The 14,486-nt window shown below is 70.3% G+C and carries 12 protein-coding genes; 6 read left to right on the top strand and 6 right to left on the bottom strand.

What is annotated here, in order from left to right:
- The first annotated feature begins 1 nt into the window (after position 1).
- The 5 genes from N1F89_RS02585 to N1F89_RS02565 are packed head-to-tail and all read left to right on the top strand — an operon-like array spanning position 2 to position 5,830.
- The gene (locus N1F89_RS02585; protein WP_290081208.1) at positions 2-1,102 is read left to right on the top strand and encodes a branched-chain amino acid ABC transporter permease; all 1,101 of its coding nucleotides are present in this window, start codon (positions 2-4) and stop codon (positions 1,100-1,102) included.
- On the top strand, positions 1,099-1,884 hold the full coding sequence (locus tag N1F89_RS02580) for an ABC transporter ATP-binding protein (RefSeq protein WP_290081205.1): 786 nt from the start codon (positions 1,099-1,101) through the stop codon (positions 1,882-1,884). The genes N1F89_RS02585 and N1F89_RS02580 overlap by 4 nt, the downstream gene beginning before the upstream one ends.
- Positions 1,884-2,690, top strand: coding sequence for an ABC transporter ATP-binding protein (locus N1F89_RS02575; protein ID WP_290081203.1), 807 nt, complete (start codon positions 1,884-1,886; stop codon positions 2,688-2,690). The genes N1F89_RS02580 and N1F89_RS02575 overlap by 1 nt, the downstream gene beginning before the upstream one ends.
- Before the next feature lie 33 nt (positions 2,691-2,723).
- Positions 2,724-4,616 (top strand): long-chain fatty acid--CoA ligase, encoded by a 1,893-nt coding sequence (locus tag N1F89_RS02570; RefSeq protein ID WP_290081202.1) that lies wholly within the window; start codon positions 2,724-2,726, stop codon positions 4,614-4,616.
- A 47-nt stretch (positions 4,617-4,663) separates the two neighbouring features.
- Positions 4,664-5,830, top strand: coding sequence for an ABC transporter substrate-binding protein (locus N1F89_RS02565; RefSeq protein WP_290081200.1), 1,167 nt, complete (start codon positions 4,664-4,666; stop codon positions 5,828-5,830).
- 87 nt (positions 5,831-5,917) lie between these two features.
- Here N1F89_RS02565 and N1F89_RS02560 read toward each other — a convergent pair whose 3' ends face one another.
- From N1F89_RS02560 to N1F89_RS02540, 5 genes are all read right to left on the bottom strand, one after another.
- On the bottom strand, positions 5,918-9,040 hold the full coding sequence (locus tag N1F89_RS02560; RefSeq protein ID WP_290081198.1) for an efflux RND transporter permease subunit: 3,123 nt from the start codon (positions 9,038-9,040) through the stop codon (positions 5,918-5,920).
- Between the two features lie 13 nt (positions 9,041-9,053).
- The gene (locus N1F89_RS02555) at positions 9,054-10,229 is read right to left on the bottom strand and encodes an efflux RND transporter periplasmic adaptor subunit (protein WP_290081197.1); all 1,176 of its coding nucleotides are present in this window, start codon (positions 10,227-10,229) and stop codon (positions 9,054-9,056) included.
- Positions 10,230-10,626: 397 nt separating this feature from the next.
- Complete coding sequence (locus N1F89_RS02550; protein ID WP_290081194.1) at positions 10,627-11,361, bottom strand: outer membrane protein; 735 nt, start codon at positions 11,359-11,361, stop codon at positions 10,627-10,629.
- Positions 11,362-11,549: 188 nt separating this feature from the next.
- Positions 11,550-11,750: a DUF2892 domain-containing protein gene (locus N1F89_RS02545; RefSeq protein WP_290081193.1), complete on the bottom strand. Its 201-nt coding sequence runs from the start codon at positions 11,748-11,750 to the stop codon at positions 11,550-11,552.
- Positions 11,751-11,835: 85 nt separating this feature from the next.
- Positions 11,836-12,498 (bottom strand): Crp/Fnr family transcriptional regulator, encoded by a 663-nt coding sequence (locus N1F89_RS02540; RefSeq protein WP_290081192.1) that lies wholly within the window; start codon positions 12,496-12,498, stop codon positions 11,836-11,838.
- Between the two features lie 144 nt (positions 12,499-12,642).
- On the opposite strand from N1F89_RS02540, the gene N1F89_RS02535 reads away from it, so the two are divergent.
- Positions 12,643-12,831, top strand: coding sequence for a hypothetical protein (locus tag N1F89_RS02535; RefSeq protein WP_290081190.1), 189 nt, complete (start codon positions 12,643-12,645; stop codon positions 12,829-12,831).
- Between the two features lie 104 nt (positions 12,832-12,935).
- Here the strand turns inward: N1F89_RS02535 and N1F89_RS02530 are convergent, their stop codons facing one another.
- The gene (locus tag N1F89_RS02530; RefSeq protein ID WP_290081189.1) at positions 12,936-14,336 is read right to left on the bottom strand and encodes a multicopper oxidase family protein; all 1,401 of its coding nucleotides are present in this window, start codon (positions 14,334-14,336) and stop codon (positions 12,936-12,938) included.
- Positions 14,337-14,486 lie beyond the last annotated feature (150 nt).

The raw sequence follows: 14,486 nt of genomic DNA, 5'->3' as shown, positions 1-14,486 counted from the left end.
CATGCGCACCGTCTTCAAGACCTCCTACGACGCCGACATCAACCTGTTCCGGCATTCCGCGCAGGCGGGCTGGTACGGCCTGCTGTTCGTCGTCGCCGCCGCGCTGCCGTTCCTGCTCGACACCTTCTGGCTCGGCGAGTTCACCAACGTGCTGATCTGGGCGATCGCCGGCATGGGCCTGATGGTGCTGGTCGGCCAGACCGGCCAGGCGAGCCTCGGCCACGCCGCGTTCCTGGCCGTCGGCTGCTACGCCAACGTGCTGCTGCAGGAGCGGCTCGGCCTGCCGTTCATCCTGTCGTTCCCGCTCGCCGGGCTGGTCGCTGGCCTGGCCGGCGTGCTGGTGGCGATCCCGACCACCCGGCTGCACGGCATCTATCTGGCGATCGCCACGCTCGCCGTGTCGATCCTGACGGACGACCTGATCGTCATCGCCGAGCCGCTGACCAACGGCGTGGTCGGCCTGTTCGCGCCGACCATCGAGATCTTCGGCGTCGAGTTCGACCGCTACGCGACGCCGGCGCGCTTCTACTGGCTGGTCTTCGCGGTCGCCGTCCTGATCGTGCTCGTCTACCGCAACATCCTGCGCTCGCCGCTCGGCCGCTCCTTCGCGGCGGTGCGCGATTCGGAGGTCTCCGCGCAGGCGATGGGCGTCCACGTGGCGCGCACCAAGGCGGTCGCCTTCGGCATCTCGACGGCGATCACCGGGCTGGCCGGCGCGCTGATGGGCCATTTCGCCGGCATCTTCAACAACGAGACCTTCAACATCATCATCTCGATCCAGCTCCTGCTGATGATCGTCATCGGCGGGCTCGGCTCGATCCACGGCGCCTTCTTCGGCGCCATGGTGGTGGCGCTGCTGCCGCAGGCGATCGCCATCTCGCGCGACCTGGTCGGCGAGGTGCTCGGCGTCGGCTCGGTGGCCATTCCCGGCCTGGAGACGGCGCTGTTCGGCGCCATCCTGATCCTGTTCATCCTGTTCGAGCCGATGGGCATCTACGGCCGCTGGATCAAGATCCGCACCTACTTCCAGCTCTTCCCCTTCTACCGGCGCGACATGTTCCGCCGCCAGAAGAGCTACCTGAAGACGGAGCGCATGCGATGAGCCTTCTCGAGATCGACACCGTCACGCTGCGCTTCGGCGGCGTCGTCGCGGTCAACCAGGTCTCCTTCGCGGTGGAGGCGGGCGAGGTGTTCGCGCTGGTCGGGCCGAACGGCGCCGGCAAATCGACCCTGTTCAACCTGATCTCGCGCTTCTACGACCCGGCCGAGGGCGACATCCGCTTCGCCGGCGACAGCATCCTCAAGCGCCAGCCGCACGAGATCGCCGGGCTCGGCATCGCCCGCACGTTCCAGAACATCGAGCTGTTCGAGCAGGCGACGGTGCTGCAGAACCTGCTGGTCGGCCGCCACCGTCACCGGCGCGGCAACCTGGTCAACGAGATGCTGTTCACGCCCTTCGTCAAGGCGGAGGAGCGGCGTCACCGCGCCGCGGTCGAGAAGGTGATCGACTTCCTCGACCTGCAGGCCTACCGCGAGAAATACATCGCCGGGCTGCCCTACGGCGTGCGCAAGGTGGTCGAGATGGGCCGCGCGCTGGCGATCGAGCCGAAGCTGCTGCTGCTCGACGAGCCGGCCTCGGGCCTGTCGGTGGAGGAGACCCAGGACGTCGCCTTCTGGATCGAGGACATCCGCAACCAGATGGGCATCACCGTCCTGATGGTCGAGCACGACATGCATCTGGTCTCCTCGGTCTCCGACCGGGTGCTGGCGCTCGCCGACGGCAAGACCCTGGCGCTCGGCACGCCGCAGGAGGTGCAGAACCATCCGGCGGTGATCGAGGCCTATATCGGCTCGTCGGAGAACGACGAGAAGGTGGTGGCGTGATGCTGATGGAGACCGAACGCCGCGAGGACGCCGCCGCCGAGACGGTGCTCGCGGTCAAGAACCTGGAAAGCTACTACGGGCCGATCATGGCGATCCGCGGCGTCAGCCTGGAGGTGCGGCAGGGCCAGATCGCCACCGTGCTCGGCGCCAACGGCGCCGGCAAGACGACGCTTCTCAAGACGATCTCCGGCGTGATGGACCCGGAGAAGGGCGAGATCTTCTACCAGGGCCGCAACATCGCCGGCTTCGAGCCCGACCGCGTGGTGCGGATGGGCATCGTGCACGTGCCGGAGGGGCGCGAGGTGTTTCCGCTGCTGACGGTGGAGGAGAACCTGCGCATGGGCGCCTTCGTGCGCTCCGACACGGCCGAGGTGAAGCGCGACCAGGAGATGGTGTTCTCCTATTTCCCGATCCTGGCCGAGCGGCGGCGCCAGGCGGCCGGCACGCTGTCGGGCGGTCAGCAGCAGATGCTGGCGATCGGCCGTGGCCTGATGGCGCGGCCGCGGCTGATGCTGCTCGACGAGCCCTCGCTCGGCCTGTCGCCGATCCTGGTCAAGGAGATCTTCTCGATCATCCGCCGGCTCAACCGCGAGCAGGGCGTGACCATGATGCTGGTCGAGCAGAACGCCAAGGTGGCGCTCGAGGTGTCGGACTACGGCTACGTGATGGAGCTCGGCCGCATCGTGATGGCGGGCGAGGCCAAGAAGCTGATGCAATCGAAGGATATCCAGGAGTTCTATCTGGGCGTGCAGGAGGAGACGCAGCGCGGCCAGAAGCGCTGGAAGCAGAAGAAGACCTGGCGCTAGCCCCAGAAGGCCGAGGATCCGAGGGAGGAAACGATGACGGTCGCCGGCAAGATACCCCCGCAGAGAACGCTGAACGGCCACAGCTTCAACGAGAACCTGACGGGCGAGGGCCCGTTCCTGTTCGACGGCTGCGATACGCTCGCCAAGCTGTTCCGCGAGAAGTGCCGCACGCTCGGCGACAAGGTGGCGCATCGCGAGAAGGACTACGGCATCTGGCTCGCCTATAGCTGGAACGACTTCTACGAGCATGCGCGGCTGATCGGCCTCGGCCTCGTCGCGCTCGGCCTGAAGCGCGGCGAGGTGGTGTCCATCCTGTCGGAGGACAACAAGGAGTGGGTCTATACCGACCTCGCCGTGCAGAGCGTCGGCGGCATCTCGTCGGGCGTCTACACGACCGATTCTGCGGCCCAGCTCAAATATCTGGTCAACGATTCCGACAGCCGCTTCCTGTTCGTCGAGAATGACGAGCAGCTCGACAAGTTCCTGTCGATCGAGGCGGAGATGCCGGGCCTCGCCAAGGTCATCGTCTACGACCGCGAGGGCCTGCACGGCTTCTCGCACGACCGGGTCATCTTCCTCGACGATCTCTACCGCATCGGCCGCGACTTCCTGAAGGACAACCCCGACCGCTTCGACGAGGAGATCGCCCGGTCGAAGCCGGAGGACACGGCGATCCTCGTCTACACCTCCGGCACCACCGGTCCGCCCAAGGGCGCGATGATCACGCACGAGAACATCATCGTGTCGATCATCGGCGGCGTGCTCACCCTGCCGGTCACCGACGATGACGAGCAGGTCTGCTTCCTGCCGCTGTGCCACATCCTGGAGCGGCTGATCTCGGTCTTCATCCCGATCGGCATGGGCTCGACGGTCAACTTCGCCGAAAGCCCGGAGACGGTGTTCGACAATGTGCGCGAGGTCTCGCCGCACGTCTTCACCGCGGTGCCACGGGTCTGGGAGAAGGTCTATTCGCGCGTGACGATCATGGCCAACGAGGCGACGGCGCTCGGCCGCTGGGCCTACCGCCAGGCGATCGCCACCGGCATGGCGCGGGCCGAGCGGCTCGAGCAGGGCGACCCGGTGCCGCTCGGCACGCGCCTCGCCTATGCGGTGTGGGACGCCTTGGTGCTGCGCAAGATGCGCCGCCTGCTCGGCTTCGAGCGGCTGCGCCGCGGCACCACCGGCGCGGCGCCGATCTCGCCGGACCTGCTCAAGTGGTACCGGGCGGCCGGCATCGTCGTGCTCGAGGGCTACGGCATGACGGAGAGCGCCGGCGTCATCTCGCTCAACCTGATCGACGATTACAAGACGGGCAGCATCGGCAAGGTGGTGCCGGGCGGCGAGGTGCGCGTCGCCGCCGACGGCGAGATCCAGTACCGCGGCCGCAACGTCTTCAAGGGCTACTGGAACAAGCCCGACAAGACGGCCGAGACGATCACGCCGGAGGGCTGGCTGAAGACCGGCGACGTCGGCCGGATGGACAACGAGGGCTTCCTGTTCATCACCGGCCGGGCCAAGGACATCATCATCACGGCCGGCGGCAAGAACATCACCCCGGCCGAGATCGAGAACCGGCTCAAGTTCTCGCCCTACGTCTCCGACGCGGTGGTGATCGGCGACAAGCGCAAGTTCCTCACCTGCCTGATCATGATCGACCAGGAGAACGTCGAGAAGTTCGCGCAGGACAACCGCGTGCCGTTCAGCGACTTCAAGTCGCTGTGCGCGGCGCCCAAGGTGCGCGAGCTGATCGCCGGCATCGTGGAGGACACCAACCGCGAGTTCGCCCGCGTCGAGCAGATCAAGGATTTCCGCTTGATCGATGTGCTGTTGACCGCCGAAGATGAGGAACTGACAGCCACGATGAAGCTGAAACGCAGCTTCGTTGAGCAGAAGCACAAGAAGCTGATCGACGAGATGTACGGCTGACCCGGCAAGGCAGCGTCGCTCGCAGGACAAACAAGGAGGAAACCCGCATGAGAAAGACAATCGCACGGTCCGTGCTCGCCGCCGGCCTGGCCGCCGGCGTCGCCATGGGCGCCCAGGCCCAGGAGATGCAGGGCGTCACCGACGACGAGGTGGTGATCGGCCACAACGGCGACCTGTCGGGCATCTTCGCCGCGTTCAACGTGCAGGCCGTCAAGGCCGCGCAGATGCTGTTCGACAAGGTCAACGCCGAAGGCGGCGTGCACGGCCGCCAGATCCGCTTCATCGCCGAGGACCACGGCTACCAGGTGCCCAAGGCGGTGCAGAACTTCAACAAGCTGATCAACTCGGACAAGGTGTTCGCGATGATCCTGAACCTCGGCACGCCGCACAACATCGCCGGGTTCAAGATGATGGAGCCGAAGAAGATCGCCAACGTCTCGCCGCTGACGGCGGCGCGGCAGATGATCGAGGGCGACATCAGCTACAAGTACACCGGCACCTCGTCCTACTACGACCAGCTTCGCGCGGCGGTCGAGTACCTTGCCGAGGAGCGCGACGCGCAGAACGTGTGCGCCATGTACATCCCCTCCGACTTCGGCCTCGAGGTGCAGCAGGGCGCCAAGGACGAGGCCGAGGAGCTCGGCCTCAACTACGCCGCCGAGACGACGCACAAGCCCGACGAGCAGGACTTTGTCGGCTCGGTGACCAAGCTGCGCGAGGCCGGCTGCGACATCGTGGCGACCGGCATCGGCGTGCGCCAGACGATCGTCGTGCTCGGCACGGCCAAGAAGCTCGGCTGGGAGGACGTCGCCTTCGTCGGCGGCTCGGCGGCGATGAACACGGCCGTCGCCAAGGTGCCGGGCGGCGTCACCGAAGGCTTCTACGCCGCGGCCGGCTGGTCCGACCTCGAGGCGCGCATGGACGAGCCGGAGCTCAAGGCCTGGGCCGAGGAGTTCAAGGAGACCTTCGGCGAGGACCCCGGCACCGCCGCGCAGCTCGGCTACTCGGCGGCCAACACGCTGGTGAAGGCGCTCGAGGCGGCCGGTCCCGAGTTGACGCCCGAGAGCTTCCGCGAGGGCATGGAGAGCCTCGAGTTCGAGGACCCGATCTCCGGCGTCACGGTGAACTACGGGCCCGACGACCACCAGGGCGCCGACCTGATCGTCATCAACCAGATCAAGGACGGCATGTGGCAGGAGATCACCCGCCAGTAGGCGGCCCTGCCAAGACCATCGGCGCCGCGCGGGCCTTGCCCGCGCGGCGCTTTTTCGTTGCGGCTGGCGCGTGTCGCCGCGCCATCGCTATTCGCCGGGTGCGGGGTGCGTGGCGGCCGCGTCGAGCTCGCGCGCCAGGCGCGCCTCCTCCTGCGCCTTGGGCGTGACGAAGCGGCCGAGCAGCAGATAGGCGACCGGCGTGAGGAACAGCGTCGCCACCGTGGAAAGCCCCAGGCCGCCGACGATCACCCAGCCGAGCGCCACCCGCGCCTCCGCGCCCGCGCCGCTCGCCAGGACCAGCGGCAGGCCGCCGACGATGGTGCAGATCATCGTCATGACGACCGGGCGCAGGCGGATGTTGGCGGCCTGCTCGATCGCCTCGCGCACGCCGAGCCCGCGGTCGCGGAGCTGGTTGGCGAACTCGACGATCAGGATGCCGTTCTTGGCCATGATGCCGACGAGCAGCACCAGGCCGATCTGGCTGTAGACGTTGAGGCTGGTGCCGGTCAGAAGCAGCGCGAAGACGGCGCAGGCCAGCCCCAGCGGCACCGTTGCCATGATGATGACGGCGCTGACGAAGCTCTCGAACTGGGCGGCGAGCACCAGCAGGATGATGACCACCGCGAAGCCGAAGATGGTCGGCATGCTCGATGCGGTCTCGTCGAGCGTGGCGGCCTCGGCGAGCGGGATGATGCGTGCGCCCGGCGGCAGGTGCGGCTCGGCGATCTCGGTGGCGCGCGCCACCGCCTCGCCGAGCGCGAAGTCGGGCGCCAGCGCCGAGGTGACGGCGACGGCACGCATCTGCTGCTCGCGCGACAGCGACGGCGGCACCGCCTGCTCCGTCAGCGAGGCGATGGTGGAGACCGGCACGAAGCGGCCGTCGCCGGTCTTGACGAAGATGTTCTCCAGGTCGGTCGGGTCGTTCACCGGATTGGTGGTCGACACCAGCTTCACCGCGAAGCTGCGGTCGTTGATGAACACTTGGCCGATCTCGCGGCCGTCGAGCATGGCCTGCATGGTGGTGGCCAGGCCGGTGATGTCGATGCCCAAATCGGAGGCGCGCGCGCGGTCGATGGCGACGGAAAGCTGCGGCTGGGTGGTCTGCGAGGACAGCCGCGCCTGGCGGAAGCGGGGATCGTCCTCCATCTCCGCGACGATCGCCTGGGCGGCCTCCGTCAGCGCGGCGTAATCCTGGCCGGCGACGGCGAACTGCAGGCCGCTGCCGGCGCCGCGGATGCCCAGGCTGTTGGGCTGGAAGGCGAAGGCGCGCACGCCGGGAATGTCGCCGACCATGCCCTGCACCTCGGCCAGGATCTCCTGCTGGCTGCGCGCGCGCTGGTCCCACGGCGCCAGCCGCAGCACGACGAAGCCGCTGTTGTTGGAGCCGCGGCTGCCGGCGATCGAGAACACGCTGGTGATCTCGCCGCGCGCGCGCAGCGGCTCGAGCAGCGCTTCGATCTCGCGCATGTTGCGCGCCAGGTAGTCGAGGCTGACGCCCTCCGGCGCCGAGATGCTCATGAAGGCGATCGAGCGGTCCTCCGACGGCGTCAGCTCGGAGCGGATGGTGCCGAACAGCGCCACCGCGGCGGCGCAGAACAGCGCCGCCACCAGGAGCACGACCACGGGCGCGTTGAGGCAGGCGGCCAGCAGCCGGCGGTAGAGGCCGGCGAGCGCGCCGCCCAGGCTGCGCCGCGGCGGCCCGTCGGCCATGCTCTCGGGCGCGTGCTTGAGCATGCGCGAGGCGAGCATCGGACACAGCGACAGCGCCACGATCGACGACAGGAACACCGACATGGCCAGCACGAAGCCGAACTCGCGGAACAGGCCGCCGGTCTGGCCGGGCAGGAAGGACAGCGGCAGGAAGACGGCGATCAGCGTGGCGGTGGTGGCGATGACGGCGAAGAAGACCTCGCGCGTGCCGAGCACGGCGGCCGCGCGCGGGCCGAGCCCCTCGTTGCGCCGGCGCACGATGTTCTCCAGCACCACGATGGCGTCGTCGACGACCAGGCCGGTGGCCAGCACGAGCGCCAGCAGGGTGAGGATGTTGATCGAGAAGCCGGCGAGATAGACCGCCGCCACCGTGCCGATCAGCGCCACGGGGATCGCCACGCCGGGAATGATGGTGGCGCGCCAGTCGCGCAGGAACAGGAAGATGATGAGCAGCACCACGGTGACCGCGATGGCGAGCGCGATCTCGACCTCGTGGATGGCGCCGTTGATGAAGACGGCGTCGTCGCTGGTCACCTCGATGTCCATGCCGGCCGGCAGCGTGGCGCGGATCTCCTCGACCGCGGCGCGCACACCCTCGGAGATGTCGAGCGTGTTCGACTGGGCCTGGCGCACGACGCCGAGGCCGATGCCGGTGCGCCCGTTCGACCGCAACTGGGTCTCGCCGAGGTCGCCGCCCAGCGTCACGGTGGCCACGTCGCCGAGCCGCGTGCGGCCGTCGACGACGATCTCCTCGAAGGCGGCCGGCGTCGTCACCGTGGCGGTGGCGCGCACCACCAGGTCCTGGCTGTCGCTGGTCAGCGAGCCGGCCGGCGCGTCGAAGGCGATCGAGGCGAGCGCGTTGCGCAGGTCGGCCACGGTGAGGCCGAGGCTGGCGAGCCGCGCCTGGTCGATGTCGATGCGGAAGATCTTCTCGCGGTCGCCATAGACCTGCACGTCGGCGACGCCGGGCACGGCGGCCAGCGCGTCGCTGATCTCGTCCTCGACGATCACCGTCATCTCGTGCACCGACATGGTCGACGAGGTGACCGCCAGCCGCAGCACCGGCTGGGCGTTGGAATCCGCCTTGACGATGCGCGGTGTGTCGAGATCGTCGGGCAGGTCGCGCTGCACGCGGCCGATCGCGTCGCGCATGTCGGAGGTGGCGGTGTCGAGGTCGATGTCCTCGCCGAACTCGACCGTCACCCGGCTGCGGCCGAACGAGGAGGACGACGAGATCGACTTGACGCCGGCGACGCGCGAGACCGCACCCTCGACGATCGCGGTCACCTCGCGGTCGACCGTCTCGCCGGCGGCGCCGGGAAAATCGGTCGACACCGAGATGACCGGCCGGTCGACCTCGGGCAATTCGCGCACCTCCACGCCGTAGAGCGCGGCGAGGCCGGCCACCGCGATCAGCAGGTTCATGACCAGCGCCAGCACCGGCCGGCGCACGAACAGCGCCGTGATGCCGTGCTGATCGGCGGCGGGCTGCGCGCTCATCGCCGGCCCTCCGTCACGAACCGCGCGCGGGGGCGGGCGCGGGCGCCTTGCCGCCGTCGCCGGCGATCATCACCTCGGCGCCGTCGCGCACGTTGTGGATGCCCTCGACCACGACGGTGTCGCCGTCGCGGAAGGCGCCGTCGACGAGCACGCTGTCGGCGTTGCGCTGGACGATGCGCACCGGCGTGCGGCGCGCCACGCCCTCCTTGACCGTCCACACATAGGCGCCGTCGGCGCCCCACTGGATGGCCAGCGGATCGACGGCGGGGAAGGTGTCGCCGGGAAAGCGCATGGCGATCTGGAAGGCCATGCCGGCGCGCAGCGTGTCGGACGGATTGATGATGCGCGCCTCGACCCTGAGCGTGCGGCTCGTCGCGTCGACGCGGTTGTCGAGCGCGCTGATCGAGCCCTCGTAGACCTCGCCGGGACGGGCCACCGAGGCGGCGGTCAGCGGCTGGCCGACGGCGAGCGCGCCGGCGAAGCGCTCCGGCACCCAGAAGTCGACCAGGATCGCCGAGCGGTCGTCGATGCGGGCGATCTCGGTGGTCGCGGTCACGTCGTCGCCGCGCGACACGGGGATGATGCCGACCAGGCCGGAGATCGGCGCGGCGATCGAGCGGCGCTCGAGCGCCAGCTCGGCCTCGCGCAGGGCGAGCTCGGCGTTGCGCACGGCGATCTCGGCATCCTTCTCCTGCACCGCGGTGACGGTGTTCGACGAGCGCAGCGCCGTCACCCGCTCGAGCCGGGCGCGGGCGTCCTCGAGCGCGATCTCGGCGCGGTCGACGGCGATCTCCTCGGATTGCGAATCGAGCCGGGCGATCACCGCGCCGGCGTCCACCTCGCTGCCTGACTGCACGGCGATCTCGACCAGCCGGCCGGAGGCGTAGGGCGTGACGACGACCGAGTTGAGCGCCCGGCCGGTGCCGATCGCCGACAGGCGGTCGTTGATCGTGGCGTTGACGATCGGACCGGTGACCACCAGGCCGCCGCCGCCGAAGCGCGGCGGTCCGCCGCGGCCGGGCGCGCCGCCGCCCGCCTCCGCCGTTTCCTGGCTGCCGGCGAGGAAGCCGGGCACCGGGATGCCGAGCTCGGCCAGCATCTGCGGCGCGCCGGGCATGTAGCGCAGCCACAGCCCGGCGGCGACCGCCAGGACGACGAGACTGAGAAGCAGCTGCTTCCACCAGGACATCGGCAGGCTCCCTGTCCGGCGTGCCCCGATGGCGGCGCCGGTTGCGGCCGGCCGCGGCCCGTGCGGCCGCGCCCGTCCCTTATATGGCAAGTTTTGCGCCGGACCGTTATCGGTTTCTGCGCACGGGCCGGGCCAGCGGCGACCCGCAGGACCGTCGCGCGGAGCCCCCGCCGCCACGCGGGCGGCGTCCCCCAGCCTTTCTCGGGCGAGAATGCGACGCGGTTGTGGCAGCCGCGCTCAGGCGGTCAGACGCGGCGGACCGTGATGCGCGCGCCGCGCCGGCCCGGCGACGGCCGGCACGGCCTCCGCCGATGCATCGCGGAATGGTGATGGCGAAAGGGCCGGACGGTGCTGCCGTCCGGCCCTTTCGTTGCCTGTCGTCGGGCCGCAGCCGGAGTCAGAAGCGGTAGTTGACGCCGATCTTGACGGTGCTGATGCTGGTGTCCTGCGTGAAGGTGACGGCCGGTCCGGGCGGCGGGTCGTCGAAGCGGTAGCTGCCAAAGTCCGCATAGGCGTACTCGGCGAACAGGCTCAGATTGTCGGTGAAACGGTGCTCGACGCCGGCGCCGACCACCCAGCCGACGCTGGTGTCGCGGCCGCGGCCGTTCCACGGCGTGCCCGGACCGCCGCCGCCATTGCCGATCCAGGTGCCGCGCACGCTGGCGAGCGCCAGGCCGCCATGGCCGTAGAGCAGCGTGGTCTCGGCGAGCACAACGCCGGCCCGCGCGCGCAGCGTCGCCATCCACTCGATCTCCGTCGTCGCCGTGAAGGGCGGGCCGGGCGGCGGCACGTTGGTGAAGGAGTCGGACAGGTCGCCGATCGTGAAGTCGGCCACCGCGCCGATCACGACATTGCCGGCCTGCCAGTCATAGCCGGCCTGCGCGCCGCCGAGGATGCCCGACGGGTCGAAGCCGATGGTGCGGCTCGGCGGCCCGGGCGGGCTCGAATTGGTCATGTCGGAATCGCCCCAGCCATAGCCGACATGCAGACCGGCGAAGAAGCCGGACCAGTCGCGCGCGGTCATCTCCACCGGGTCGGCGATCGGTGCCGGCGTCATGACGACCGGATCGGCCGCCAGGGCCGGCAGGGCCGACAGCGCGGCAATGCCGGCGGCGGTCAGTAGTCTTCTCATGCTGTCCCTCCAACGTGGTCCCGCTGCACGGGACCGGAAAACGTCACGATAACGCTCGCGCACCGGTTGCGCCATTGCGCCAGTGCACCATTCTCGCCGACCCTCTGAAGAAGGCCGCGGCGCTGCGACGCGTCCATCAATCAGCCGCGCGAGCGGCCGACATTGACGTGCGTCAAGCGCCCGCCGGCTCAGGACGTGCGGCAGGTGCGGATGCCGAACGGCGCGTAGAGCGGGCACCAGCCGATCGCCGCGGTGGCGAGCGGCACCAGGCCGATCCAGCCGAGCCAGTTGTAGCCGGTGGCCGGCACGCCGGTGATGGCGAAAAGCAGCAGCGCCACGCCGACGACGGTGCGCAGGATGCGGTCGGTGCTGCCCATGTTCCTGGTCATCACAAGAGCTCCCCGTGACTTGCCGGCCCCGCCTGCGGGGCCGCGGGCACAGGAGCATGGCGGGCCGGGGCGGTCTGTGACCGCGTCACATTCGTGCCAGGCGGACGAGACCGGCGCGGTCGGCGAGCGCGATGCGGCCGCGCGACAGGGCGACCAGGCCGCGCCGCTCGAAGTCCTTGAGCGCCCGGCTGACCACCTCGCGCGCGGTGCCGAGCTCGAGGGCGATGGCCTGGTGCGTGGTCTCGAGCGGACCGGCGCCGGCGCGCGCGACGAGCAGCGCGGCGAGCCGGGCGGCGAGATTGCGCGAGACGGTGGCCTCGAGCATCAGGAGCAGGTCGCCGACGCGGCGGGCATAGTCGCCGAGCACCTGATCGCGGAAGGCGGCCGACTGGCCCATCAGCTCGCGGAACGCCGCGACGGGAAGCGCGAGGGCGGCGACCGCGGTCTCGCACACGCCCTCTGCGGCATAGGGCTCGTGGCCGAAGATGCACGAGGTGGTCAGCACGCAGCTCTCGCCGGGCTCGACGCGGTAAAGCACGCGCTCGCGGCCGGCGGCGCTGACGATCTGCACGCGCACCACGCCCTCGGTGACCCACAGATAGGCGCCGCACGCCTCGCCGCTGCGGAAGGCATGGCTGCCGGCCGGCAGGCGCAGCAGGCGGGCGCGCTCGGCGACCAGCCGCGCGGCCTGCGGCTCCAGGCGGTCGCCCAGCGAGGCGAGGGGGGCGGCTTCGGCGGTCGAGGCCATCGGACTTCCTTGCGTGCCTGTGGCGGACGGGGCGCATCATGGCGGGGTCGGCCGCGGCTGTCCATCGCCGGGCCGGGTGCCGCGGAACGAAGCGGCGCGGCCGGCCGTTTCGCCCGCAGGCGACAACGACAGGAGGCTCCGGCCATGAGCGACGAGCGCAAGCGCAACGACGGCAAGCCCGGCACCACCGACGAGTGGCCGCGCTGGGAGGGGCCGCAGGAGAACAGGCCGCGCGGCTACCGGCCGCCGAAGGACGATCCCAAGCGCAACCCCGATTCGGTCGGCGAGACGCTCGAGGAGTCCGAGCGCTCCGGCCCGTCGGAAAAGCCGTAGCGCGGCTGGCGGCGAAGCCGGACCGGCTTCGCCGTCTTCAAGCGCGACAAAGCGGCGAGACCGGGCGGCCGCATCGTCCCACGCCGCAGGCGGGGCGGCCCGCCTCAGGCGACCTCGAACCAGGTGTTCATGCCGGCCGCGGCGTGTTCCAGCATGTGGCAGTGCAGCAGCCAGCGGCCGGGATTGTCGGCGACGAAGGCGATCGTCGTTGTCTGCTGCGGCCCGACCAGGAAGGTGTCGCGCCAGGCACGGCCGTCGCCAGCCGTCGCGCCGCTGCGTGCGGTGACGCGGAAATGGTGGCCGTGCAGATGCATGGCGTGGATCCAGCCGGTGCTGTTGACCGTCTCGAGCAGGATCGTCTCGCCGCGCCGGGCGGAAAACAGCGGCTCCTCGGCCAGGTTGGCGACGCCATTGAAGGCCCACACCTGGCCGCTGTCGCGCATGTCCCGCCCGTCGAGCTTCTCGCCCTTATAGGTGATGTCGACCGGTCCGCCCATCGCGCCGCCCTGCATGACGAGCCGGACCGGACGCGCGGCGGCGAGGTCGGGCTCCGGCAGCGCGCCGGGGCGAAGGGCCGGCAGCGCCGGCGCGGCACCGCCCGGCCGGCCGGAGACGGCGAAACGGGCGAAGGCGAAGGGCTCGCCGCCCGACAGCTCCTCGAGCGCGAAATCGCGGCGTGGCACCACGGCAAGGTCGACGCGCTGCGCCGGGCCGAGCAGGAAGGGCGCGTAGTCGAGGCGCGCCGGTTGCGGCAGCGCCTGGCCGTCATAGGCGATGACGCGCGCGTCGAACCGGCGCGGATCGAGCTCCAGCACCCGCGCATTGGCGGCGTTGACGAGCCGCAGCCGGTAGGGCTCGCCGGCCTTGAGCGCGAAGACGGGCCGGCTCTCGCCGTTGACCGTCAGCCAGTTGCCGAGCCGGCCGCCATGGCTCCAGTCCATCATCGCGCCGAGGCTGGCGGCATCGAACGCGCCGTCGCGGCCGAGCCGCCAGTCGTCGATCATCAGCGTGATGTCGTGAGCGCGGTCGTAGACCGGCTCCGGCTCCTCGACGATCAGCGGGCCGTAGAGCCCGCGCGCCACCTGGTTCCAGCTCTTGTTGTGCGCGTGGTACCAGTAGGTGCCGGCGTCGGGCACGACGAAATCGTAGTCGAAGCCGCCGCCCGGCGCGACCGGGTCCTGCGTCAGGCCGGCGACGCCGTCCATCGCGTTGGCGATGCGGATGCCGTGCCAGTGGATCGAGGTCGCCTCCTCGAGCCGGTTGTCGAGGCGCACGCGCAGACGCTCGCCCTGGCGCAGCCGGATCTCGGGCCCCGGCGTGGCGCCGTTGTAGGTCCACAGCCGCGACAGCGCGGCGGCCTCGGGGTGCAGCCGGTGCTCGCTCGGCCCGGCGGCGAGCCTCAGCGGTCCGGCGGCGCTGGCGGCCGCGCGGGCAGGCCGCAGCAGCGGCGTCGCTGCCGCCAGGCCCATCGCCGTCATGAAGGCGCGTCGGTCGAGTGCGGGCATCGTGCGTCTCCTGTCGATCGGTGTGTGACCATGCCCCGCCGCCCTTCTACGTCATGTCGGACGCCGGCGCAGCCGGCGCGCGCGGCCGCGACGACCGGTCGCGGGCCGCGCGCGCTTGCGCGGCGGGTTCCGCCTGCGCATCAAAGCTGC

Origin of the sequence: Aquibium sp. A9E412 (assembly GCF_030398335.1) — a bacterium.
GTDB lineage: Bacteria > Pseudomonadota > Alphaproteobacteria > Rhizobiales > Rhizobiaceae > A9E412.
The sequence above is the reverse complement of the archived record's forward strand: the minus strand, read 5'-3'. Positions and strand labels throughout refer to the sequence as shown.